General features: G+C 44.6%; 17 protein-coding genes. 7 read left to right on the top strand and 10 right to left on the bottom strand.

The features are described from left to right. Positions 1 to 137 precede the first annotated feature (137 nt). Positions 138 to 1,775, top strand: a complete 1,638-nt coding sequence (locus ACRQQK_RS13365; RefSeq protein WP_457512149.1) for a glycoside hydrolase family 13 protein — start codon at positions 138 to 140, stop codon at positions 1,773 to 1,775. 74 nt (positions 1,776 to 1,849) lie between these two features. On the opposite strand, the gene ACRQQK_RS13360 is transcribed toward ACRQQK_RS13365, so the two are convergent. Next, positions 1,850 to 2,692, bottom strand: a complete 843-nt coding sequence (locus ACRQQK_RS13360; RefSeq protein ID WP_457512147.1) for a MalM family protein — start codon at positions 2,690 to 2,692, stop codon at positions 1,850 to 1,852. A 64-nt stretch (positions 2,693 to 2,756) separates the two neighbouring features. After that, positions 2,757 to 4,166: a carbohydrate porin gene (locus ACRQQK_RS13355; protein WP_457512145.1), complete on the bottom strand. Its 1,410-nt coding sequence runs from the start codon at positions 4,164 to 4,166 to the stop codon at positions 2,757 to 2,759. Positions 4,167 to 4,609: 443 nt separating this feature from the next. On the opposite strand from ACRQQK_RS13355, the gene glgX reads away from it, so the two are divergent. Next, entirely contained in the window at positions 4,610 to 6,586 is a 1,977-nt protein-coding gene (glgX, locus tag ACRQQK_RS13350) for a glycogen debranching protein GlgX (RefSeq protein WP_457512143.1), read from the top strand. Between the two features lie 122 nt (positions 6,587 to 6,708). Here glgX and ACRQQK_RS13345 read toward each other — a convergent pair whose 3' ends face one another. The 3 genes from ACRQQK_RS13345 to ACRQQK_RS13335 form a co-directional block, all read right to left on the bottom strand. Beyond that, positions 6,709 to 7,509 (bottom strand): hypothetical protein, encoded by an 801-nt coding sequence (locus ACRQQK_RS13345; RefSeq protein WP_457512141.1) that lies wholly within the window; start codon positions 7,507 to 7,509, stop codon positions 6,709 to 6,711. A 271-nt stretch (positions 7,510 to 7,780) separates the two neighbouring features. Continuing rightward, positions 7,781 to 8,239: a GNAT family N-acetyltransferase gene (locus ACRQQK_RS13340; RefSeq protein WP_457512139.1), complete on the bottom strand. Its 459-nt coding sequence runs from the start codon at positions 8,237 to 8,239 to the stop codon at positions 7,781 to 7,783. Positions 8,240 to 8,272: 33 nt separating this feature from the next. Beyond that, the gene (locus ACRQQK_RS13335; protein WP_457512137.1) at positions 8,273 to 8,854 is read right to left on the bottom strand and encodes a histidine phosphatase family protein; all 582 of its coding nucleotides are present in this window, start codon (positions 8,852 to 8,854) and stop codon (positions 8,273 to 8,275) included. Positions 8,855 to 9,047: 193 nt separating this feature from the next. On the opposite strand from ACRQQK_RS13335, the gene ACRQQK_RS13330 reads away from it, so the two are divergent. Then, entirely contained in the window at positions 9,048 to 10,166 is a 1,119-nt protein-coding gene (locus ACRQQK_RS13330; protein WP_457512135.1) for an HD domain-containing phosphohydrolase, read from the top strand. 12 nt (positions 10,167 to 10,178) lie between these two features. Here the strand turns inward: ACRQQK_RS13330 and ACRQQK_RS13325 are convergent, their stop codons facing one another. Further along, on the bottom strand, positions 10,179 to 11,156 hold the full coding sequence (locus ACRQQK_RS13325) for an arginine deiminase-related protein (protein WP_457512133.1): 978 nt from the start codon (positions 11,154 to 11,156) through the stop codon (positions 10,179 to 10,181). A 421-nt stretch (positions 11,157 to 11,577) separates the two neighbouring features. On the opposite strand from ACRQQK_RS13325, the gene ACRQQK_RS13320 reads away from it, so the two are divergent. After that, positions 11,578 to 13,431, top strand: coding sequence for an ABC transporter ATP-binding protein (locus ACRQQK_RS13320; protein ID WP_457512131.1), 1,854 nt, complete (start codon positions 11,578 to 11,580; stop codon positions 13,429 to 13,431). Positions 13,432 to 13,596: 165 nt separating this feature from the next. Next, positions 13,597 to 14,301, top strand: coding sequence for a DUF445 domain-containing protein (locus ACRQQK_RS13315; protein WP_102953258.1), 705 nt, complete (start codon positions 13,597 to 13,599; stop codon positions 14,299 to 14,301). 134 nt (positions 14,302 to 14,435) lie between these two features. On the opposite strand, the gene ACRQQK_RS13310 is transcribed toward ACRQQK_RS13315, so the two are convergent. After that, entirely contained in the window at positions 14,436 to 16,310 is a 1,875-nt protein-coding gene (locus ACRQQK_RS13310; RefSeq protein WP_457512128.1) for a PhoX family protein, read from the bottom strand. A 536-nt stretch (positions 16,311 to 16,846) separates the two neighbouring features. Here ACRQQK_RS13310 and fdhF point away from each other — a divergent pair. Further along, positions 16,847 to 20,983, top strand: coding sequence for a formate dehydrogenase subunit alpha (fdhF, locus tag ACRQQK_RS13305; protein WP_457512126.1), 4,137 nt, complete (start codon positions 16,847 to 16,849; stop codon positions 20,981 to 20,983). A gap of 123 nt (positions 20,984 to 21,106) precedes the next feature. On the opposite strand, the gene ACRQQK_RS13300 is transcribed toward fdhF, so the two are convergent. Continuing rightward, positions 21,107 to 21,943 carry an arginase gene (locus ACRQQK_RS13300; protein ID WP_457512124.1) on the bottom strand — a complete coding sequence of 279 codons (837 nt, stop codon included), beginning with the start codon at positions 21,941 to 21,943 and terminating at the stop codon, positions 21,107 to 21,109. A gap of 5 nt (positions 21,944 to 21,948) precedes the next feature. Beyond that, positions 21,949 to 22,683 carry an IclR family transcriptional regulator gene (locus ACRQQK_RS13295; RefSeq protein WP_457512122.1) on the bottom strand — a complete coding sequence of 245 codons (735 nt, stop codon included), beginning with the start codon at positions 22,681 to 22,683 and terminating at the stop codon, positions 21,949 to 21,951. A 307-nt stretch (positions 22,684 to 22,990) separates the two neighbouring features. Here ACRQQK_RS13295 and ACRQQK_RS13290 point away from each other — a divergent pair, with 307 nt between their 5' ends. Further along, positions 22,991 to 23,617 (top strand): DUF2057 family protein, encoded by a 627-nt coding sequence (locus tag ACRQQK_RS13290; RefSeq protein ID WP_457512120.1) that lies wholly within the window; start codon positions 22,991 to 22,993, stop codon positions 23,615 to 23,617. Here ACRQQK_RS13290 and ACRQQK_RS13285 read toward each other — a convergent pair. Continuing rightward, entirely contained in the window at positions 23,604 to 24,881 is a 1,278-nt protein-coding gene (locus ACRQQK_RS13285) for an HD-GYP domain-containing protein (protein ID WP_457512380.1), read from the bottom strand. The genes ACRQQK_RS13290 and ACRQQK_RS13285 overlap by 14 nt on opposite strands. Between the last annotated feature and the right edge of the window lie 88 nt (positions 24,882 to 24,969).

Genomic DNA, 24,969 nt, shown 5'->3' with positions numbered 1-24,969 from the left:
CCATTAAAACCGCAAACCAGTATCAACTCAACATGATATAGCTAAATTCTATATCACAGTAAATCTAATCAATTGTTCTTTTTCCCTCTATCTCACTATATTGCTTAGAGTCTTGTTGAAATTTGGGAGAAAGTACTATGCAAAAACAGTGGTGGCATGATGCCGTTGTCTATCAAATTTATCCTCGCAGCTTTTGCGACTCTAACCACGATGGTATTGGCGACCTGCCGGGCATCATCAGCAAACTCGATTATCTGAATAATTTGGGTGTGAACGTACTCTGGCTGTCGCCCGTTTATCAGTCACCTATGGATGACAACGGCTATGACATTTCAGACTATCAGGCTATCGCTGCTGAGTTCGGAACCATGGAAGACATGAAATGCCTACTTGATGAAGCAAACAGACGAAATATAAAAGTGGTGATGGATTTAGTCGTAAACCACACCTCAGATGAACATCCGTGGTTTATTTCAGCGAAATCATCCAAAAACAGCCCATATCGTGATTTCTATATATGGCGCGATGCCAATGCTGACGGTTCACCGCCCAACGATTTGGGCTCCATTTTTGGTGGTGGCGCGTGGGAGTGGGATGCGACCACAGAGCAGTATTACTTCCATCTGTTCTCTAAACGCCAGCCAGACCTGAACTGGGAAAACCCGAAAGTTCAGCAAGCGGTTCACGACATGATGAACTGGTGGATAGAACAAGGTATTGGTGGTTTCCGCCTTGATGTTATTGACCTTATCGGAAAAGAGATCGACAAAAAAATTACGGGTAATGGCCCACGTTTGCACTCCCTATTACAGCAAATGAATAGAGCAACTTTTGGCGATAAAGATCTTCTCACCGTAGGTGAAACTTGGGGTGCGACACCGGAAATTGCAAAACTCTACAGCGCCCCAGAACGCAATGAGTTGTCGATGGTGTTTCAGTTTGAACACATCACGCTTAGTTGGAAAGATGGCGACAAATGGCAGCCGATTCCGTTAAAACTCAGCGAGTTCAAACAGGTTTTAACCAAGTGGCAAGTCGAGCTAGAAAACCAAGGCTGGAACTCACTGTTTTGGAATAACCATGATTTACCGCGCGCAGTGTCCAAATATGGCGACGACGGTGAATATCGTGTCGAATCAGCCAAGATGCTGGCAACAACACTGCATTTCTTAAAAGGAACGCCTTACATCTATCAGGGTGAAGAGCTGGGTATGACCAATGTAGAGTTCAATTCACTGGATGAGTACCAAGATATTGAGACTCTGAACTTCTATAAAGTACGTACCGAAGCGGGTGTATCCCATGAAGAGATGATGGCGGCGCTGCATGAAAACAGCCGCGACAATGCCCGCACTCCGATGCAGTGGAATGATCAAGAATATGCGGGCTTCAGCACTGTTAAGCCTTGGCTCAAAGTGAACCCAAACTATGTGGACATCAACGTTGCACAAGCGCTCGCAGACAGTGAATCCATTTTCTATCACTACCAATCGTTAATTCAGCTACGAAAAACTATGCCTGTGATTGTGTACGGTCACTTCACGCCTGTATGCGAATCTCATGAGGCCGTGTTTGCCTATTTACGTGAAGATGAAGACGATAGAATTCTGGTAGTAAATAACTTCAGCAAAGAGCCTCAAACTCTCTCACTATCTGAAGTTGCAGGGCTAGACAGTGTTGAACACCTGATTAGTAACTACCCGCCAAGAGATAACCTCAACGGAGAACTGACACTGCTTCCGTTTGAATCGTTTGCCGTAAAACTGCAGCGATAGAACAAAACTGTAGCGATAAAACAGACAAAGGAGCATTACTGCTCCTTTGTTTTCAAATCGAATCCATAATTGAATTATTTGGCGTTCACCGCTTTCACAAACACTTCTTGAGCATCTTCAATACCAAGAGCTTTGGCTTCATCAAGTAGGCTTAGGGCTTTAGGAATGTCATTGTCTGCCACTGCCTTTTGAATTGCGTTTAGGTAGAACGTTTTTGTCTCTGGCTGAGCTTCAATCACAACAGCTTTCGCTTTTACTGGTTCTGCAACTGCCGTTTGCGGGTTCGCTTTAAACGGACGAAGTTTCAGTGTTTCCACCTCTAATCCTAGTGTTCCACCAAGTTGATAAGTGTAGGTTGGATCCACAACCATTGGCATAGCTTCGCCGAATTCTTTAGATCTAACCTTTGCTGGGTGATCAACGGTAATTCGTTGACCTAAAGTCTCAGCAGACGTGTAAACGATCATGTATGGCGTTTTCGCCGCATCAACTCTGAAGCGAGTAACGTATTGAGTACGGCTAAAAGCGTCCGCCGCTTTAGTCTGGAATTCTTCTAATGAATATTGAGCTGCGGGTTGAAATGCTTCGTTGAGCAATATGACTTCTGGAGCAAATACGGAATCGTTCACAAACTGACTAGACAATGTCAGCAAGAGGTCTTGTGAACGGTCGCTAAAGCGAAAAGCCGCAAAATGACTGTTTCCAGTTGGAAAACTACCCACAGGAGAAGCCAAATCGATATCAAATTTAATATTCGCGTTGTCACCAAGCTGTGCAAAAGGGAATTGCGCATAGCTTGAACAGCAAATTTCAGTATTCGTCGGGGGATCGATGTGCAATTGAGTCTGGGACTGAGTCGCACAACCAGTAAGTAGAGCACCTAAGGAAACAGCAAGTAAGGTTTTTGTTCTTGTCATTATTTTATCTCTCTAGTGATTGCGCAAAAAGGCAGCCTAGGCTGCCTTCGCTAATGGTATCGGGTTAGAACCAGATTTCAGTATGAACACCGATAACAGTTTCACTCTTACCATCTTTGATACCGATTTGTGAAGCACTCGCTTCATCATCAGCAGAAATGTAGCTTACGTAAGGTTTAATTTGTGGACGACCAAAGTAGTCAGCATTCACTGTAAACGCAGCAGCAACTTCTAGGTTTAGAATATCGCTTTCTACTGCATCGCCAGAACGACCCCAGTAACCGTCAGCACCTTCTTCATGTGCGTAAGAACCTGTCATTTCTAGACGTAGGTTGTCGTTCACTTTGTAAGAAGGACGAACAGCAACAATATAACGTTTTAGGTCTTTCGCAGTAAATAGTTCATCTAACGCAGCGAAGTACGTCATTTCAGAACCCATTTGCCAGTTTTCAGAGATGTTAAGCACACCGTAAGAAGTGAAGAAAATTGATTCTTGGTTTTCGTCGCCGCCAGACCAGCCACCGAAGTTCACACCACGGTTTTGAGCAACACCTTTGCCGTATGCGATAGCTGTTTGAGTCCAACCATCTAGGCCATAGTAGCTAGAGTTCAAGGTAATTGCAGCGCCGAAGCCATCTTCTGCGTTGCTGTCCTTGTTCGCTTGCTCCATGTATTTGAAATCAAAGTCTAAGCTACCAAAGCCGACATCAACACCATAATAGTAAAAGTCATACGAAGTTAAGGTCGAACGCTCTGCGGCACTATTTGAAACAACTTTACACTCTGAAGGTACTGTTGAAATAGTTCCATCATCCTGTTTACAGTCAATTTTGCTTCCAAGATTAGAACCTGCATCTGGGTCTGCTACAACGACAGCGAAACCTGCAGTATTCCCTGCTAGTTTAGACTGAACACCAGCACCTACACCTGAGGATTGTTTCCAGAACTCACCAGAAAGCAGGCCTGCAGCACGGTTTAGGAAGCGTTGACCACCCCAGATTGACGTATCTTGACCTAGGAAGTCAAAACCACCGATTTCTACGAATGTTTCTTTAACTTCAAACTGCGCGTCGTCATTTTGTTTTTGACTACCAGAAGAGCTGTAAGCATAAGAGTTACCGTTGCCGTACTCAGTACGTACGTTGAAGTTAGACCAAACGCCATTTTGGTGTTCAGTGTGCTTCTTAATTGAGAATTCTACTTGGTTAGTGCTCTTACCGTGAGTACCTGCAGTTTTATAGTCTGGCTTACCAAACTCAGTATCTACAGTTTCACCATCAACCATACGGAAGTTCATAGAAGCGTAACCGTGAACTTCCCAACCATCTGCAATAACTTCTGTTGGGTTTTTAACCTCTACGTTCATTGCACCTTCACCAGAAGTTACATCTAGTGCTACTTCGTTTTCAGCTAAAGCTTGGCCAGCGAAAAGAGCTGTTGCCACTGCGGCAGCAATTACACTTACTTTTTTCATTTTTAACTCCAAATAGGATTTTATTTTTAGTTCCTTAGTTCTCTTTCTACTTGGAGCCGAAAAGGCAGAAATCCGGCCAAAATAAAAAGAGGTAAGACGGGACAAGTCCCCAGTTGTTTCAACGCTATTTAGGTTAATCAAGTCGTATAGGGATGACTTCCTCCACCCTAAATTAATTTGAGGGGGATGATTAGGGAGGAGTTTTTTTCAGGTATGGTGTTTTTGAAACGTTGATCACGCAATTTAGGGGGAGTAGTGATCGAAACCTTTCAGGTTATTGGAATACAAAATGCATTAGATCACTATTTGACGATAAATTGTTCATAAAAATGTAATGAAATTACAAAATATATTTTATTAAGCAGCGCTTGACCTAATAGTCACAAAGCTTTTTACTTAATTAAGTGGGTAACTTAACTCTAACTATAAGAACGTAACTTACGATGACTACTACAGCTTCTCGTCCGTATCCTTTAGGTGCAACGCTTGACCCAAATGGATGCAACTTTTCTATCTATGCGCCTGCCAACGATGATTTGGTCCTTGCCTTATTCAATTCTGATGGCAGTTACGAAACGCACTCTTTGGAAGGAGAGTATGCTGGAATAAAGCACACCTACATGGCGGGTATTAAAGCGGGACAACGGTATGGTTTTATCTCGCATGCAGACGACAACAGTTTATTGTACGTGTCAGACCCTTATGCAAAAGCCCTCGATGCTCCACTTACTTATACTCCTCCATTCTCTGAAGAGGACAGCTTTGAGCTAGCGAAGTGTATCGTCATAAGCGATGACTTCGACTGGCAAGACTCACACAAACCTGCAATTTCTCGTGATGAAATGGTGCTGTTTGAAACGCACGTAAAAGGGCTAACACAACTTCACCCGAATGTGGATGGTGCTGTTCGTGGAACCTATTTGGGCTTAATCAGTGAGCCGATGTTGCAGTTTTATCGTGAGCAACATATCAACACCTTGCAACTGCTTCCGATTGCAGCTTGTATGCACGAACCTCATTTGTTGGATATGGGCAAAGTGAACTATTGGGGCTACAACCCTTATGTGTTTATGGCTCCTGACCCTCGCTACGCTGTTAAAGACGCGGTAACCGAATTCAAAACCGTCGTACGTGAACTGCATAAGCAAGGCATCCAAGTCATTCTCGATGTAGTGTACAACCACACCGCGGAAGGCGGACAAGATGGTCCAATATTTAACCTCAAAGCACTAGACCCCAATTATTACCTGAGACACGGTCCTCATTACGCCAATTTCACTGGATGTGGCAACACTGTTGACCTCTCTTATCAGCCTTCATTAAACCTTGTAATGGATACTCTGCGTTACTGGGTAAACGAGTACAAAATCGATGGCTTCCGTTTTGACTTAGCCGCAACACTAGGTCGTCGAGGAGATGATTTCAGCAAAGACGCTGCGTTCTTCAAAGCCGTAGCTCAAGATCCAATACTGCGAGAAGTAAAATTGATTGCCGAGCCTTGGGATATTGGTCCTAACGGCTACCAAGTGGGCAATTTCCCTTTTGGCTGGAACGAAACCAATGACAAACTGCGCGACATTACCCGCAGCTTTTGGCGTGGCGATCAGGGCTATCTGAAAGAGTTTGCGACGCGACTGATGGGCTCACGGGATCTCTACAGTGCAGCGAACTGGCCATATAAACTAACCGTCAACTACATTACTTATCATGATGGCTATACGCTTCAAGACTTGGTGTCATACAAGCACAAACACAATGAAGCCAACGGTGAACAGAACCGTGATGGCCATGGTGATAACCGTTCTGATAACTATGGTGAAGAAGGCGAAACGGATAACCTTGTGATTCAGGCAACCCGTGAGCGCCAAAAGCGTAACTTCATGGCAAGCCTGCTGTTTGCGTTTGGTATACCACATATTCTCACCGCAGATGTGCTCTCCCACACTCAGAAGGGCAATAACAATGCGTATTGTCAGGATAACGAAATCAGTTGGATAAACTGGGAAAATTCAGAACGTAAAGGTATCTTCAAAGAGTGGATAGCTAAAATGGTTGCTGCTCGTCAAACCTATATGGTTCCATTCATTCGAGCCTTCAGTGGTGACGAACGTAACTTTAACCGTATCTTCTGGCGACGAGTAGACGGTGAACTGATGGAACATGATGATTGGAACAGAGTCAGTGCGGTTGCTCTGCACATGGGGATTGGTGAAGATGAGCAAGAGATGTTGTATTTGATCAACCAAACCAATGCTCCGGCAAGGTTTAAACTGCCCCATGATCGAGGTCAGGACTGGAAAATTGTCTGTGACACCAACTTGTCTCATATTCAGCCAGGCCATGCCGAAGGAGAAATACTGCAACTGCCATCTTCAATGGCGATTCTTCATTACCAACCGAAGAAGAAATGCAAATCCTAGATCCTTCAAATTCATCGATGTTAATGATCCAATAGCAATCTCACAGCATGTGACCGTAAATATTAACTATCGCAGAGAACAGAACGGGAGAGCCAAAAGCTCTCCCGTTTTTATCTTGCTAATCATTCAGCGACATGTCCACCGCTTATGGCTTTAGCGAAGGTTTTTTCAATGATCGCTTCATAAACATCAACCAAGGCTGCTGAAATCTCTGAACTCAAATCAAACAACTTCGCCTGATACTCTTCTGTATGTTTATGCTCGGTCAAATATCTTTCCAGCTGTGTCATACACTCATTCAAATCTGGATGGTAATCCGAATACACGTCACTTACTTTTACCAGTTTGGAATAGAGAACATTCGCTTGTTTTGCCAGTAGTGCCGGTTTTAAGTTCATGTTCATTGCCATGATGCTTAATCGATACTGAGTCAACGCTTCAATACCAGACATCACCGCTTGCCACTGATCATTGTATTCTCCTGCTAACTCCAGCTTGTCGGCTTTATCAAGAGAAATAAGAATCTGGCTATCGATCTGAAAAATCAGTTGGCGAATCACCTTGCCGTGCGCCACCAAATTGTTTGAAATCGAACGTTCCTTGTAGCTACTGGTTAACTGGGACAGCTTGTTTTTCAGTGCGATTCTTTCAATAGAATTGCCAACGTAACGGTCACTGGCTAGTTTGGTGATTGCTTTCGTCATCTCCTCATCAAGCGCTGCGATTTTGTCTACAACCTCTTGTTGATGATTAAACAGAAACTGGTGAGTGAAAGATCGATGCTGTCTGACCATATCAATCATATCCAGTAACTTGGTAACTGAAGCCTGATGCTTCAGCAAACTACGACGTGAACCTTTTGAAACTAATGTAGAAACTTCACCGACCAAACCAAGAATAAAGTTATTGCCAATCATTTCCATGTCACTGATCTCCTGCATACCTGTCTATAGAAAAGAATTGCATAAGCAGTGCCAACTGTTAACTTATTGATATCAATAGATTTACACTTAAGTGAACTTAACAGGCCTGCACAAAAATGTGACCAATCGCACTTTTTTGGTGATTTTGTGATCGGGGTGGAATTATTTTATTACGTAGAAAGCATCAACTTTGAGAACTAGCTTAGGCTGCTTTGAGCTTTGAGCCTTACCAAAACAACTTCCGTGTCTTCTCTCTGTTCTAATGCATTGGCTACCTTAGCTCAACAGTCATGAACTTACTGTTCGGATCGGGTTTGTAGTCTGCAAACGGTTCGCAGTAATTAAAACCAAACTTCTCATAAAGGTTTCGTGCCGCAAGAAAGTACTCTTCCGAGCCTGTTTCTAGGCTTACACGTTGATACCCACGTTCCGTTGATACGTTCAAAGCATGTTGCAGTAGCCGAGTTGCTACCCCTGATTTTCTGGCGTGACGTGAGGTGCGCATCGACTTCAGCTCAGCGTGTGATTCGTCCAGTTGTTTGATCGCCACGCACCCCATTAACTGCCCATCTCGCCAGCCGCTAAAGAAAGTGATCTCGGGGGATTTAAGCGCGTTTACATCGAGCGCGTGCACACTTTCAGGTGGAGAAGTGGCGTACATGTCAGCTAAATGCTCTTCCAGGAGTCCTATAACTTCTCCGCCTTTAAGGCTATCGATAATGATGTCCATATCTTAATTGTCCGTCTTATATGTGAATGAATACTATTCCTTGAAGTTTTTGGTTATATCGAATATTTCCACCAACTTAAAGGTTTTGTTTTCATACTCATACTTGATTACGCAGCAGTTCGGGATTGGTCCTTTCAGCACATCATCTAAGTCGTGCCATAGGGACAAAAAGTGTTTACATGCACCTGAATGCGACACCGCTAGAACCGTGTTGTTATCTTCTTGCTCCATGATTTCAATGCAAGTTTTCAGCACACGATCTTTCAATTGCTGACGAGACTCGCCACCAAACTGCAAATAGTGTGTTTCACGAGCTTCGTAACTTGGATGCAGATCTTCACTCTCACCTTCATAACTACCGAAGTTCATCTCTTTCAACCCTTTCAGGCGGGTTAAAGGCATTCTGTTGCGGGTCACGATTTCAGCGGTATCACTGGCGCGTTCAGTAGAAGAACTGTAGAGGCGGTCGAGTTCAATATTGTCAAAAAACTTGGCGGCAAGTTCTGCCTGACGAATCCCCTTTTCAGTTAGCGGTGAATCACACCAACCTTGGATTTTTCTTCTCACATTAAACAGCGTCTCACCATGGCGCATCATATAAAAAGTTTTGGTCATTGAGAGCCCTTTACTTCGGTCTTAAAAAACGATGCGTCATTATAAACAGATATGAATCCAATGTAGCTCTTTTAGAAACTAGCAATAGTTTGTGCTCGGACTCACGAAACTAGGCCAATAGTTGAGATTTAGAAACGCTTCAGATAATGCCATTTATAATTAGTTTATCTGGCAAACAAGGTTGGGCTTAGAAATGGCTAGCATATTACACAACCCTTTAAACAATATAGAACACTCGTTGACGGACAGGCTTAAAGATCTACATGACCGGATACTAGAACACTCACCGGGCGTGTGTCGCATTGCCTGCGCCCTTTATGACCCGCAAACCGATCTACTGAAAACCTTTATTAACAGTACTAACTCCGGGCACGCTATTAGTCGTTATGAGTTTCCGCTGAGTAAAAGCTATCAGTTGCAGAAGCTTAGAGAGAGTGGTTTGTGCCGAGTTATCGACAAAATTGAAAATGAGATTGGCACAGGGACCGCCCATTCTGATTGGCTTCTCGAACAGAAATATCGCTCCTCTTTCACCATACCAATGATGACAGATAATCATTTCATTGGTTTTATCTTCATTGACAGCCAAATAGAAGGTTACTTTGACGAGCAAGTTCAAAGAGATTTGGTACTGCTAACCAAACTGATTACTCTAACTATCGTCAGTGAGATATCAACGGTTCAGGCATTGTTGGCCACCGCTCAGGCTGCGAGAGACTTCGCTCACCTGCGAGATTTCGAAACCGGCATGCATCTTAACCGAATGGCGCTCTTGTCACGCATGATAGCGAAATCGATCGCCGATCAATTTCAGTTCACCGATGAGTTTATTGAGCATCTCTATTTGTTTAGTCCATTGCACGATATTGGCAAGATAGGAATTCCCGACAAAATACTGCTCAAACCCGGCAAGCTCACTGAAGAAGAGTTTGAAATTATGAAAGGTCATGTCGATAAAGGGATAAAAATCATCTCTAAGGTTCTGGATGACTATCAACTCTCCCATCTCAGCGATTCACAATTAATGCTCAACATTGTGGCAGGCCACCATGAATACTTAAATGGAACAGGTTATCCGAAAGGTCTGATCGGTGACGAAATACCGATAGAAGCGCGAATTGTCACCGTAGCTGACATATTCGATGCACTAACCAGCAAACGCCCTTACAAAGAGCCTATGTCGATTGAAGATTCAATCAAAGAACTGCAATCAATGGTAGAAATTGGCAAGCTTGATCCTGTATGCGTTAACGCTCTGATCGAAAACATAGACCAAGCTACCGATATCGTTACCCAATATAGAGACGACTAGCGAATGTCTAACTTAGAGGGTATGACTACGGGCTGGCAGAAACACTTCCCCTAACATGCAACGAACGCTTCCTCCACCGATGTTTTCAATCGTTTCAACATTGAATGGCAGCAGTTTACCGTGGCTGGAAAGCTGAGTTCGTTGCGCCGGAGAAAATGCCTCAAATGCAGATCGAGACATCGCAATAACCTTGTCACCATTTACCGTTTCTAGTTGCAAAATATTGCCGCAAAACTGATTCATCTGCTCCAGTGAAATGGAAATCACCTGTTTATCTTTTGCCAGCGACTTCAGCACAAAGCGACGCTCGTATTCGGGGATCACTTCATCACAAATTACGCAGAAGCTTTCTCCAATCGCCATCATCACATTGGTGTGATAAATCGGTTGCCCTGAAGGCAAAGCCGTTTGGAAAGAAACCACACGCTCGTAGCCAATGCGTTGAGCATAATCTTCAAGAACTTCACGATCACAACGCAGGGAAAGTGCGGCATAAATGGTACGGTTGATATGATCGATCACCATAACGCCAGTGCTTTCCAGATACGCATGTTGCTTTTGGTATTCCACCAGCGAATCTTGGCGTACGATGGTGCGACCAGCAAAAGAAAGTTGCTCAATCAACTCACCTGAACGAACCTCATACTGGCGATTAGTGCATGCCATTGGAAAGGTATAGAAAGCGCCATCAACAGTGGTACTGAACCAATTATTAGGGAATACCGCATCCGGTGTTGCCACATCGCCCAACGGATAATCAAACACAACTACTTGAACACCTTCTTGGCGTAGCTTGGTGACCATTTGATTGAATTCAGCCATGACATGTTGAGTGACTTGTTCATCAGACAAGGAAGATTGATTCTGAAATTCGTTGTCTTGAGCCGTCTCCGCATTGAACTTAAACTCTTTTGGCGGGACCATAACAACACAGTTGGCATTCTGCACAACATCTGAGTGACGTTGGGATAAATTTTGCGCTTGTAGCATGGTTGAAACACATCCGTTTGTTCAGCAATGTTTTGGATTGTAAACAGTTTGTTATAATAACTTTCACTGAATTTTGGCTAACAAATGCAAGCAAACCTTCTCATTTACTGCCGTTTCAATTAACAGCAGTAAATATTACTGACCACTTTTTAACTAAGCGGCATATATGCACTTTTTATGCAACAAGTGCATGGTGCATTCAATTTAATGAATGAATACCGAACAAGCCGCAGCGTTTTATACTGGCGGATATTTGTACTCTGAATAACCTCGGTTTAGAGATATACTGCTGAACATAAAGCATTCAATTGCATATTTTCGTTGTCGGCACAGTAAGCAACGAAAAAATTATCCCGCTTTCGCATCACAACGACTTCTGCCTATTTGTGATGTGGTGAATGAATAACAATAAGGATCTTCAATGTATAAGAAATTTGAAAGCTTCACCGAAGCGTTTCCTCAAAAGGAGCCAGACAGGCCACCCAATACACTCTTAGCATTCTGCCTGCATTACACAAAAGGCTTTGAAAAACCGCTGATTTTATTGGCGTTAATGAGTACCACAATCGCCATCATTGAAGTCTCACTGTTTGGCTTTATGGGGCAATTAGTCGATTGGTTATCAGGTAGCAACCCAGAAACATTTTTGGCGGACAATAAAGATACTCTGATGGGTTTATCCGTGCTTATCTTGGTTGTGATGCCTATATTGATCGGCTTCTATTCGTTGGTGATACATCAGACCATGCTGGGCAACTATCCGATGTCGATACGTTGGTTGGCACACCGTTACCTGCTGAAACAGAGCTTATCTTTTTATCAGGACGAGTTTTCTGGCCGTATAGCGACCAAGGTAATGCAAACCTCGCTGGCGATCCGCGAAACCGTGATGAAAACGTTGGATGTTTTTGTCTACGTCGCAGTTTATTTTACCGCGATGGTCGTCATGCTGGCTCAGGCAGACTGGCGCTTAATGCTGCCGATGCTAATTTGGCTAGTCGCGTATGTCTCTATTCAACTTCATTTTGTACCACAGCTTAAAAGCGTCTCTTCAGAGCAAGCCGATGCTCGTTCACAAATGACAGGGCGCATTGTCGACAGCTACACCAACATCGCTACCGTAAAGCTGTTTTCACACAGTAAACGTGAAACTGAATACGCAGAAGAAGGCATGGGCAGTTTCCTCGATACCGTATATCGACAAATGCGTTTAGTTACAGGCTTTAACATTTGTGTTGAGCTTGCAAACTACGTTCTGGTGTTTGTGATTTCCGCTATGTCTATCTACTTGTGGATGCAAAGTGCAATATCAGTAGGCTCAATTGCGATTGCGATTGCACTGGCACTGCGTATAAACGGTATGTCGAAATGGATCATGTGGGAAGTTGGCGGCCTGTTTGAAAACATGGGTACTGTGGTTGATGGCATGCAGATGCTGTCTAAACCAATTGATATCCAAGATGATAAAGACGCCAAAGATCTGGTCGTTTCTCAAGGTGCAATTGAGTTTAACGATGTCAGCTTCCACTACGGCGAGAACAAAGGTGTAATTGATCACCTTAATCTGCATATCAAAGCAGGCGAAAAAGTCGGCTTGGTGGGACGTTCTGGTGCGGGTAAATCAACCTTAGTGAATCTGCTTCTGCGCTTCCATGATGTGGAGAGCGGAGAGATTAAGATTGATGGCCAGAATATTTCTAAAGTCACTCAAGATTCACTGCGTAGCGCTATTGGTATGGTGACGCAAGATACGTCATTGTTGCACCGTTCAATTCGCGACAACATCTTGTACAGCAGACCGGATGCAACCGAAGAAGATCTGCTCAAAGCAACCAAACAAGCGCATGCTCATGAGTTTATTACTGACCTGACCGACCCACATGGCAACTCAGGCTACGATGCTCAAGTGGGCGAGCGCGGTGTGAAACTGTCGGGTGGTCAACGTCAGCGTATCGCTATTTCACGAGTATTACTCAAAGATGCGCCACTGCTGGTTTTAGACGAAGCAACTTCTGCACTAGATTCAGAAGTGGAAGCTGCCATTCAGGAAAGTTTGCTTGAGCTGATGCACGGTAAAACGGTGATTGCGATTGCCCACCGTCTATCAACGATTGCCGCGATGGACAGGCTTATTGTTTTAGATGGTGGCAAGATCATTGAACAAGGTACGCACCATGAACTTATCGAGCAGGACGGCATCTACGCCCATCTTTGGGCTCATCAGACTGGCGGTTTTATCGGTTGTGATGACCTTGAAGAAGAGAACGTAGCCTGAATAAGCAGTCTCACTAATCAAAACAAAATAGCGAATAACAACTAAAGATAAAGAGCCAACTATACAGGAGCCATCCTATAAAGGTTGGCTCTTCTCTTTTCACTGTGGCGAATTTCTCATAAAATTCCGCCAACTTCTGTTTCAACAAAATGAATTTCATCAATCATGAATAAAAGTCTTATCACCAACCTTATCTCTCTTGTGCTATTGGCTGTGGGTTATACCACTCAGAATCAGTTTGCTCTGTACGCGGGTTTGTTCGCTTTTTCAGGCGCAATTACCAACTGGCTAGCTATCCATATGTTATTTGAGAAAGTACCCGGTTTATATGGTTCAGGGGTGATTCCAGCGCGATTTGAAGCATTCAAAAATGCAATTAAGACCTTGATGATGGAGCAGTTTTTTACTGACACCAATATTGACCGCTTCCTGAATCAAGAGCTCAGTGGCAAACAACCGCTCGACTTAACGCCGATTATCGCCAAAGTCGACTTCAACCCAAGCTTTGACAAGTTAGTGGATGTTATCGCGAACTCTCAATTTGGCGGCATGTTGGCAATGTTTGGCGGTACCGAGGCACTTCAGCCAATGAAGCAGCCATTCGTAGAGAAGATGCAAGAATCTATGGTGGAAATCAGTCAGAGTGAATCGGTAAAAAATGCCCTTAAAGAGCAGCTAGAATCACCGGCAATGTTAGATGAAATCAAAACCAACATTGAGGGCATTATTGACCAACGCTTAAGCGAGTTAACGCCTCAGCTGGTCAAAGAGATGGTGCAGAAAATGATTAAAGAACACCTTGGCTGGCTAGTTGTTTGGGGCGGTATCTTCGGTGGTGTGATTGGCCTTGTGTCTACCTTTATCGCATAACATGTCTACACCTCAATGATGACTGTATTGAACATAAACACGCATAGACCCATCCATGGGGCTCCAGCGTGCCTTCCTTGGCACGCTGGGTTTACTTATCAATATCAGTCACAACTTCGTTCATTCACTACGCTTTAAGCACCGATGACGCCGCCATCTTCACGAGTAATCATCATGATGGTTGAACGAGGCTTAGAAGAACCACCAGCAGGGAAGTTCGACGCTTGTAACTCTTCACCCGGATGCTGAACGCCAATAAACATGGTTTTCTGGTCTGGAGAGAAGGTTAACCCTGTAATTTCACAAGCCACAGGCCCAGTTAAGAAGCGGTGGATTTCGCCAGTGATTGGGTCGCCACACAACATCTGGTTATTACCCTGCCCTGCAAACTCGCCCTTGTTTGAATAGTTACCATCGGTTTGAATCCACAGACGACCTGCTTTATCAAAACCAATACCATCAGGGCTGTTGAACATATTGTTGGCATTGATGTTTTCACTACCTGCGTACAAGTTACCTTGGTTTACTGTTGGGTTACCCGCAATCAGGTATAGATCCCATGCAAACATCTCTGCAGTGTGGTCACCTTTTACCGGCATCCAACGAACAATCTGGCCGTAGTTGTTTTTCTCACGCGGGTTCGGACCACCCACAGGCTGACCTTCTTTACCACGGTTCTTGTTGTTGGTCAGAGTACAGAATACGTATTCATTATTTGGATGTACCGCTACCCATTCAGGGCGATCCATAGTCGTGGCACCCACTTGTGTTGCAGCGCGACGAGCAAAAATCAACACTTCCGCTTGGCTGTTAAATCCGTTTTCAGGCGTTAAGCCGTTTTTGCCGAAAGTCAGTTCTAGCCAACGACCTTGACCTTTCAGCGCTTTGTCTTCCATATCGAACTGAGCAACATACAAGGTGCCTTCTTCAAGCAAATTGCGGTTCGCTGCATCATTACCTTTCTGGTATTTGTTCTTCGATACAAATCGGTACAGATGCTCACCACGCTCGTCGTCACCTAAATACACCACAACGTGGTTGTCTTTGTTAATGGTTAACGCGGCATTTTCATGTTTGAAACGACCAAGAGCAGAACGCTTAAGAGGCGTTGAGTTCGGATCATTCGGGTCAATTTCCACTACCCAGCCGTGGCGGTTTGGCTCGTTCGGGTTCTTCGTTACGTCAAAACGTTCGTCGAATTTATGCCATTGGTAATCACTTGGCTTAGCAGAAATGCCGTAACGTTTTTGGTCGGCATTAACACTGCCTTCGGTATTTGCACCAAAGAAGCTGTTGAAGTTCTCTTCACACGTTAGGTAAGTACCCCAAGGCGTTTGACCGTTTGCACAGTTGTTAAACGTCCCTTTTGGCATAGTGCCCGATGGATCGGCTGCCGTTTTTAGCAGTTCATGACCTGCTGCCGGACCCGTCATCTTCATTTGTGTATTGGCGGTAATACGGCGGTTACGTTTGCCGTTACGGTCAATCATCCACTGACCATTTTTACGTACGATTTCGACAATGGTGTTACCTACTGCCGCCTGTGCTTTCAGCACATCGTCAGCAGTCATATTCTTGCCTTGGTGATCAAACAAATACTCATAGTTGGTGTATTCGTTATTGATTGCTAGAACTGCGCGATCATCGCTGATCGGGAACAAACTCATACCATCAGTGTTATCACCAAATTGAAGCGCCTGAGCGGCAGACTCTTGTTTTCCACTCGGATCAAAGTCAGGAGCATTGGGGAAAATTGGGTCACCCCACGAAATGAGCGGTGTTGCTTTGTAGCCTTTAGGAACAACAACCATATCAGCGGTTGAGGCTGGCACTGGCTCAAAATTCAATAGTGACGATGTCGGTTTTGCTGCCACCGCTTTTGCCACTGGATTAAGCGCTAAAAAAGCACCCGCACTCACTGCTGCTGTTCCAGTTAGGAAACCACGGCGAGACAATCTCGCTTCGATCATTTCACTGAACTGAGAATCTTGCTCATCACGATTCCACATTGGAGACTCCTTGACTTTACTAGTTATAGTTATTGCATCATTGCAACTTAGATTTCTAAGATTCAGGAGCTTATCTTTCAAATGTGACTAAAAGGTGAATGTAATGTTTCTAACTAATGACAGCAGCATAAAAATTTGAGAGCCCTATCCGTTCACATTTCTTTTCTATTCCTTATACTCAACAGCAGTAACCACATTTTTATTACCGTTATTTTCTGTTACTGAAGTTGTTGCGGCATGAGCAACGTTTATTTGTTTCCATTACATAGTTGTTTATCTATGAATCATCTATGGGAATGGAGACTTATTTACTAACCACAAACCCGTAACGCCCAGTCATTAGAAAGCTTTCTACGATTGTTTATAGCAATGCTAATCAGAAAAAAAATCAGTAGAAACTCTGCACCGTCATCCTAAACCAATGACCACAGAGCAAGCGGAAAAAGAAACGACACGACAATGAGAACAGAAACCAAGGGCCTGACCTTATTCCATTAACAGGCCAACTTCCTCCTATGGGAGTTAATGAGGGTATTATGAACGTGGTTATCAATGGTGTTTCCTATGCCTATGAGGCAGGGAAAACCGTATTTCAATTTATTCAATCTACTGGGATTGAAGTCCCTAGCCTGTGCGCGGCCAGTCATCAGCAACAAAAACAACCTTGCGGACTCTGCGTGGTCGACATTGACGGAGTCGGTATTGTTCGTTCTTGTGAACAAGAACTGACACCGAATATGCGCATTCAAACTCACTCAGAAGCTTTGCAGCAACTTCGTCATCAGGCTCTGAAACGTATTCTGTCTGACCACAATTCCGACTGTGAAGCGCCTTGCCAAATCGCGTGCCCTGCCCATGTGGATATTCAAACTTACTTGCACCACATCGCCCAAGGCGAACCTCAAAAAGCTATCGAAGTCATTAAAAAGCACTTGCCACTTCCTGCCTCCATTGGTCGTGTGTGCCCAGCTTTTTGTGAAGCGGAATGTCGTCGTAGTGTCGTCGATGAACCTGTCGCCATACGCCATTTAAAACGTCATGCCGCAGACATTGATCTGGAAGCAACGCCTTATCAAGCAGAAATTCAGCCAAGTAATGGCAAGAAAGTGGCAATTGTCGGCGCAGGTCCCGGAGGATTAGCGTGCGGCTACTATCTGAGCTTATTGGGTTTTGCGACCACTGTGTATGAAGAGATGCCGAAAGCAGGCGGCTGGTTACGCTACGGTATTCCTGAATATCGCTTACCAAAAGATGTGCTCGACAAAGAAATTGAACTGCTCACCCAAACGGGCATGCAAATTCACTGCAATCAGAAGATCGGTGAGAATTACACGCTGGCACAACTGGAACACGATTACGACGCAGTTTGCCTTGCGATTGGGGCTAGTCTGGCAGTGAGCAGTCCCTATCCCGGCAGTGAGTTAGCAGGCTGTTATCTGGGCGTCGATTACCTCAAAGATGCTGCAACAGAACGAAAACTGAAAACAGGTAAGCGAGTGGCGATTATCGGTGGTGGTAATACCGCCATCGACTGCGCCCGTACCGCATTGCGACTTGGTGCTAAAGTAACGCTGATTTATCGTCGCACCATGGCAGAGATGCCAGCGGAAGAGTATGAAATTGAAGAAGCCAAAAACGAAGGTGTGGCATTCCAGTTTCTAGCCAATCCAGTAGAAAACCTCGCCGATAAAAACGGACATGTGCGGGCGGTAAAACTCGAAAAGATGATGCTAGGTAAACCAGACTCATCCGGCCGCAGACAACCGATTCCAACGGGTGAGATTGTCGAGATGAAATTTGATACTGTCATCTCAGCCATTTCACAACGCTCAGATACGGTGATCATTGCAGGTGCTGACCTGCCACTAACTCGTCGCGGTACAGCTGATGTCACCGAAGAGACCATGCACCATGCGCGAAATGTATTTTCAATTGGTGATTTCAGACGCGGACCAGCCACTGCGATCGAAGCCATAGCCGACGGAAAACTCGCCGCAGAAGCCATTGCAGAAAAACTGCTGCTCGGTGGTATTGCGCCTAAACCTCATCAATTCAGAAGCAGAAAAGAACCATCACTCAGCCGAGTTAAGCAACTCGAATATCGTTTAGAGGCGGTGAAACGCAGAATCCAATTCCCGCATTTGCCAGAATCAGAATCAACCACCAGCTTCAACGAAGTAGAACTGGATGCAGGTATCGAAGCTTCAATGCAAGAAGCTCAACGCTGCTTAGAATGCGGCTGCCAAGCAAGCACCCAGTGCGATCTACGCGATTACGCCAGTGAGTATCAAGTCAAAACAGAAGAAGTCGATTGTGCATCGGGTAAACATCGTTTCCCAGTGGACAAAAGCAGTGAGTTCATTGTGTTTGATGCGAACCGTTGCATCAGTTGTGGCCTGTGCGTACAAACTTGCCAAGAAGACACACAACATGGCGTCCTCCAGTTTACACAAGGTTCACTGCGTCCTCATTTCGCTAATGGTGAATCAATGGGCAGTTCAAGCTGCGTGCAGTGTGGTGCCTGTGTTCAGGTTTGCCCAACTGGCGCACTTGCAGACAAACGCGACAAATCTTATTCCAGAGTAGAAATACTCAAACCACTAAAAACCGTCTGCACCTACTGCGGTGTCGGTTGTAATGTCGTGCTGTATGTGGATGAAAAAGACAACAAAGTTCGTTATGTCGAAGGCGATAGAAACTCGCCAGTTAACCAAGGTATGCTGTGTGTGAAAGGCCGTTTTGGCTTTGACTTCATTCATAGCCCAGAACGCCTAACTCAGCCTTTAATTCGTCAAAATGGTAAGTTAGTACCCACTTCTTGGGAAAATGCGATTGAAACTATTGCTAAACGCTTTACTGAGATTAAACAGGAACACGGTAGTAATGCGCTCGGTGGCTTCTCATCCGCGAAAACTACCAACCAAGATAACTATCTGTTCCAGAAGCTGATTCGTCGCGAATTTGGCACCAATAACGTCGATCACTGCGCAAGGCTTTGCCATGCATCTACGGTTACTGGGTTGGAAGCGTCAATTGGTAGCGGTGCCATGACCAACGATATCGCCAGCATTCAACACTCGGATGTGATCTTTGTGATCGGTTCAGATACCACCTCGGCGCACCCAATCATTGCCTCACACCTCAAACAAGCGGTAAGCCTCGGTGCGAAACTGATTGTGGCAGACCCAAAACGTATCGGCATGGCAGATGTTGCAACCCTGCATGTTCAACAGCGTCCGGGTACCGATGTAATGCTACTCAACGGTATCATGCAGCAGATCATCCAGAATGCTTGGTATGACAAAGATTACATTCGCGAGCGTGTTGACGGCTTTGAAGACTTGATGATGGAAGTGATGTCCGATGCTTATTTACCGGAAAAAGTTGAACTCGTCACAGGTGTCAAAGCACAAGACATTAAGCAAATGGCAGAGATGATCGGTACAGCCAAAGTGACCGCCGTCTATTACGCTATGGGAATTACCCAGCACACCACAGGGCACGATAACGTTCGCTCCATCGCCAACTTACAAATGCTGTGTGGCAACATCGGCGTTGAAGGTGGCGGTATCAATCCACTGCGCGGTCAATCCAACGTTCAAGGCGCTTGTGATATGGGAGCCTTGCCAACGGATTACCCAGGTTATCAGAAAGTGTTGAGCCCGCTGGTACAAACCAAATTTGCTAAAGCATGGCAAGCTGAACACCTATCCACTGAAGATGGATTAACCCTAACAGAGATGATTGATGCCGCGCATCGTAAAGAACTTCGCGGTTTGTACGTGATGGGTGAAAACCCTGTACTCAGTGATCCGAACCAAGCCCATGTGATTGAAGCGCTTAAAGCGCTCGATTTTCTGGTGGTGCAAGATATCTTCTTATCGGAAACTGCTGAGCTTGCCGACGTGGTGCTGCCTTCAGCGTCTTTTGCAGAAAAACGCGGGCACTTTACCAATACCGAGCGACGTGTTCAGGCGCTTTCACCTGCGATTAAATCACCGGGTGAAGCGAAACAGGATTGGTGGATCATCACTCAGATAGCGAATGCAATGGGTGGCAACTGGCACTATCAAAATATTGAGCAAATCAATGCTGAGATATGCGAAGTGACACCACAATACGCAGGCATCACATGGGAGAAAGTGGGCAGCCAAGGTGTGCAATGGCCGTGTAACGACCAAGCACCAAACGGTACACGCATCATGCACCAAAGCACATTCAAACGTGGTCGTGGTGAGATGGTAGCAGTACCTTTCATCTATGCTGCTGAAATGCCAGACGTGAAATACCCGCTAATTTTGACTACAGGACGTTTGCTGGAACAGTTCCATACTGGAACCATGACTCGTAAAACCCAAGGGCTGGACAAACTCGCAGGACCAAGAATCATGATTAGCGTTCAGGATGCAGAAAAACTGGGTATCAAAAACAGTGAAATGGTACGCCTATGCTCTCGCCGAGGCATTATCGAAGCGCCAGCTTTTGTCACCAAACGAATGCAAGAAGGTGTGGTCTTTGTTCCGTTCCATTTTGCGGAAGCACCAGCGAACAGACTGACATCTGAAGCAAGAGACCCCTATGCCAAAATACCGGAGTTCAAGGTTTCAGCGGTAAGGTTAGAAAAATTAGGATTAACTAATAAAAAGATATCGAAAGTCGCTTTGAAAGAATAATCTGTGTCTATACTTAGTGTGGAAACAACCTCCATCAACTGGCTCTAAAAAGCAAAAACCACTCTTTCACTAGAGTGGTTTTTTTTCATCTGCCGTTTCAGTTGCTAATGTTGCAATTGCTAATTAAGCAGCATGAATAATGTCCGGAGAGAGCGAACAAAGCTCATCAACAATCTCTTTGGTTTGTTTTGAGTAGATCAACTTATCCTTAGAACCGACCAACTGAACCATCTTCACTTTTTTAGACAAAATCGCATGTCTTAAAATACGCAGAACCATCTGATTATCGAGCACTTCATCATCGGACAACCCTGTACTTGGCACCAATGACGCCAAATCGATATTCACCACCAGTTGATCGCAGTGATCCATAAAGTGGTTAAGCTGGTTTTTCAACTGGGTACGATGACGAAAACTGCATTCGTCGGAGCTTAGCCAATCACAACCGAGATCTTCGGCATACTCTAAAACTTGAGACGCTGTACGCTTGAGATCAGCGCCAATAAAGAAAGCTCGGGTATTGTGAAAACGCGACAACATAAAGTGAAACGCGGAGCCCAAGGTTGGCTCAAGCGATTGCTTCAATTCAAATCCGTGACCAATATGAATCACGCCAATCTCTTCGTTATCCAACGCCAGTACTGGCATCGCTTTGAGGATCAGCTCATGACAGTTTGCCAAAGCCACAGGCACAGAGCACAAAGCAAAGTGTCGGCTGAGCAGCTCTTGATAAGCGACATCCTGATGATCTTGAACCACGAAATGGCCAGCATCACTGTAGTTAAGATTAGATTGCTGTTTGTAAAGCCACTCTGAAGACAATTCCAAACTCTGCTGAGCAAATTCAAACTCTACCTGTGTCATAGGCTTAACACGTTCACAAACGGTTAGAAAAGTGAACGGAGAGAATGTATGCACCGAACTGCGGTTCATACGGTAACGTTTGAATAAACTCAACATGATGATTACCTCTCTGGTGGCAACGCGCGAGCGGCCTGTAACACATGCAAAATGATTCGCTGTTTATTAGCGTCAACGCGATGGGCTGGAGCCATAACTGTAATCGCGCCAATCAATTTGCTTCCTTTCATTACCGGAGCACTGATCCCAGAAACGCCCGGATCAATCTCAGAAGTACTCACGGCATATCCTCGTTGCCGAATTTTCTCCAACTCAACTTGCCACTTGTCCAATTGCTCTTCTTGCCCGAAGTGTCGCAATATCTTTTCACAACGCTGAGTTGGCATAAAAGCCAGCATAGCTTTGGATGAGGCGCCACGAAGCAGGGGTTGACTTTGACCCTGGACGTAGCTGCATCGGAGCGCCTGCATACTTTCTTTCTGGATGACACACAGTGCTCGATAACCTACAGGCACCATGAATGCAGCCATTTCTCCTGTCTGTTTTTGCAATCGAGTGAGTACAGCGTCAACTTCGTCTAAATTGTGTTGGCTGGTCTCGTAGCTATGCATTAATAACAATGCTGCCGGACCGATGATCAAGGTTTTGTCGTATGGACTTTCCTCAATCAAGCTCCACTCTTTCAACAGTTTTAAGTGTCGGTAAAGACTACTCAACGGGACTTGCAATTGTTCGCTCAGCGTTTTAGCTGAGACAGGCTCATTATTTACCGCCACTTGCATCAACAACTGAAGTGACTTTTCGTTTACCTGATTGGAAGACAGTTTTATTTCATTCATGGGACTGTTTTAGCCTTTATAATTAAACGCCTCAAACTCAAATTCTTATATATCGAGAATCTTACCCAAATTAAAGCATTACATTCTCACTGAGTGAGAATGTTGCAAAATAAATACAGATTTAGCATCAATCGCAATTCCTATGTTACTTACAGATGACGGCTTGCATTTCCCGCCATCTATCGGCACCCTCTATAACCTTCCTATTTGAATGTGCAGCGACGCCAACGGTGTTCCTTGTTTTTGGGTTTGCTGTTACTGCAAGTAGTTTGCGTATTTCTGCAAGTTGGCTTCAAGGATAAACAAAATGAAATTAATCAAACCACTCTCGTATATTCTCGCCCTCGCTTTCAGCGCATCTGTAGCCGCTAAAGTAACGATCGAAGTTCCTAGCTCTATTGATTTGCTGGTTGTAAATGGTGCAAAACCAAACACGTCTGGAAGTCTGTTCTCTTCAACTAAAAGCCTTGAACTGGAAGATGGGCAAAACCAGATCGTCTTTCGTTTTGAACCTTATTTTACTGAAGGGGATGACCGTGTTGGCGTAGCGAGCGATGTCGTGATCGCCAAATTTACTGCACAAGATAAAGAATTGGTTTTCTCATTGCCTGAGTATCGCGATGCCAAAATGGCGCAAGAAAAGATTAAGTCTTTTGAATGGTCTTTGGTGGATAAAAGTACTTCAGCAATCAGCATTGACCAAGATCGTTTAGTCAAAGAAGGTATGCAGCTTGGCCGTAATTTCTATCAAGAAACCAAGGAATACAACCAAACTGGAGCTGTAGCTTCTATTGCCGATAAAAATGCTACCTCAATGGCTATCACCCAACCAATAGCCGCAGATTCTACAACGGAAGAAATGCTGCACTTCTGGTACAACAAAGCTGACGCAGAAACGAAAGCACGCTTTAAAGAATACGTTAAGGGGCATTAACCCAACCTGGCGAGCTCTCTTGAATAGAGAGCTCGTAATACTCTTTCTCATTCTTCACCAGAACATCAAACACCTTGCTGTCCAGTCGCCCGCAACTCACTTCGTGAGACATAATTTGCATTACTTCTTCGAGCGTCATTCTTCCTCGGTAAGGGCGCGCTTGAGTTAATGCCTGAAACACATCTGCCACTGCAATAATACGTGAAGGCAAATCAATTTCTGCGCCTTGCAAACCTTTCGGATATCCCGAACCATCTAATCGTTCATGGTGATTGGCCGCCCATTCACAGACAGCAGACTGACCAAACATCATTTGCAATGTATAGCCAGAATCCGTTGAGTGACGCTGAATACACAAATATTCACTCTCATTGAGTTTACCCGGTTTATGTAGGATGTCCTCTGGCGTGTGTAGCTTGCCAATATCGTGTACTAATCCGGTTAAATACAGCGCTTTTTGCATTTCAGAATTCAATCCCAACTGCCGAGCCAAGCTGTGACAAATCTCGGCCACTTTCTGAGAGTGATAAAAAGTGAACTGGCTCTTCGCATCGACGATATTTGCCATCAACATCGCGATAGCCACAATATCCCCCACTTCTAGCTTCTGTTCGAAAAAAGGAGTCGAAGGTAGGTTTTGGCTAAGAGCTTCAATGTGATGATACTCCATTGAGAACCAGATAAATTCTTTGCTTAGCAAGTTTTGCATTTGACGTACCAGATCCCTCTCAAACAGGGTGCCACTGAGCCGTCCAATTTCAAGACACACTTCATTACGAGCTTCCTGAGTCACGTTGCTGAACTCATCTCTTGGATAGAGTTCTTTAAGATAATCGACCCGGTCGGCCAGAAATATCAGCGCGGCAAACCGCTTATCTCTGTCTGAGATATCAATGTTCTTAAGTTCTTCCCAAGGGGTATGGTGGTACAGGATAGCGTCTGCGAAAAACGCTAATGGGGGGCACTGAGAAAGAAGCTCGTATCCGCGTAAACAGTGCTGGCGAACATTGTCAGGTTGCATGTTTTCGAGCAAATTATAAAAATCGCTTTTTTGTGCAACACCACAGTCATGAATTAAACCAAGTGAGAACACCAACTGGCACTCTTCTTCACTCCATTCCATCGCTTTCGCGCAAGCGTAGGCCATGTAGCCTACACGATGACCGTGATTGATATCATCAATACCAATTGAATCTAACGCTCTGGCGATACAAAAGAATGTCTGTCTTAAATTAACATGCCATTCTATTTTCACTGGACTCATCATACGCAACTCGTTTCTAGTGTTTTAGTTGAATACTACAACCCTAATGAAAATATAGTAGAACAATGGCTAGCCGTTAAACTTTGGT

This window comes from Vibrio sp. C8 (assembly GCF_054051265.1).
Note: the sequence above shows the minus strand (reverse complement) of the source record. Positions and strands in the feature narration are given on the sequence as shown.

Excerpts from the sequence above, each read along its gene's own strand:
- ACRQQK_RS13365 (WP_457512149.1), top strand. The coding sequence starts at position 138 with ATGCAAAAACAGTGGTGGCATGATGCCGTTGTCTATCAAATTTATCCT.
- ACRQQK_RS13360 (WP_457512147.1), bottom strand. The coding sequence starts at position 2,692 with ATGACAAGAACAAAAACCTTACTTGCTGTTTCCTTAGGTGCTCTACTT.
- ACRQQK_RS13355 (WP_457512145.1), bottom strand. The coding sequence starts at position 4,166 with ATGAAAAAAGTAAGTGTAATTGCTGCCGCAGTGGCAACAGCTCTTTTC.
- glgX (WP_457512143.1), top strand. The coding sequence starts at position 4,610 with ATGACTACTACAGCTTCTCGTCCGTATCCTTTAGGTGCAACGCTTGAC.
- ACRQQK_RS13345 (WP_457512141.1), bottom strand. The coding sequence starts at position 7,509 with ATGGAAATGATTGGCAATAACTTTATTCTTGGTTTGGTCGGTGAAGTT.
- ACRQQK_RS13340 (WP_457512139.1), bottom strand. The coding sequence starts at position 8,239 with ATGGACATCATTATCGATAGCCTTAAAGGCGGAGAAGTTATAGGACTC.
- ACRQQK_RS13335 (WP_457512137.1), bottom strand. The coding sequence starts at position 8,854 with ATGACCAAAACTTTTTATATGATGCGCCATGGTGAGACGCTGTTTAAT.
- ACRQQK_RS13330 (WP_457512135.1), top strand. The coding sequence starts at position 9,048 with ATGGCTAGCATATTACACAACCCTTTAAACAATATAGAACACTCGTTG.
- ACRQQK_RS13325 (WP_457512133.1), bottom strand. The coding sequence starts at position 11,156 with ATGCTACAAGCGCAAAATTTATCCCAACGTCACTCAGATGTTGTGCAG.
- ACRQQK_RS13320 (WP_457512131.1), top strand. The coding sequence starts at position 11,578 with ATGTATAAGAAATTTGAAAGCTTCACCGAAGCGTTTCCTCAAAAGGAG.
- ACRQQK_RS13315 (WP_102953258.1), top strand. The coding sequence starts at position 13,597 with ATGAATAAAAGTCTTATCACCAACCTTATCTCTCTTGTGCTATTGGCT.
- ACRQQK_RS13310 (WP_457512128.1), bottom strand. The coding sequence starts at position 16,310 with ATGTGGAATCGTGATGAGCAAGATTCTCAGTTCAGTGAAATGATCGAA.
- fdhF (WP_457512126.1), top strand. The coding sequence starts at position 16,847 with ATGAACGTGGTTATCAATGGTGTTTCCTATGCCTATGAGGCAGGGAAA.
- ACRQQK_RS13300 (WP_457512124.1), bottom strand. The coding sequence starts at position 21,943 with ATGTTGAGTTTATTCAAACGTTACCGTATGAACCGCAGTTCGGTGCAT.
- ACRQQK_RS13295 (WP_457512122.1), bottom strand. The coding sequence starts at position 22,683 with ATGAATGAAATAAAACTGTCTTCCAATCAGGTAAACGAAAAGTCACTT.
- ACRQQK_RS13290 (WP_457512120.1), top strand. The coding sequence starts at position 22,991 with ATGAAATTAATCAAACCACTCTCGTATATTCTCGCCCTCGCTTTCAGC.
- ACRQQK_RS13285 (WP_457512380.1), bottom strand. The coding sequence starts at position 24,881 with ATGAGTCCAGTGAAAATAGAATGGCATGTTAATTTAAGACAGACATTC.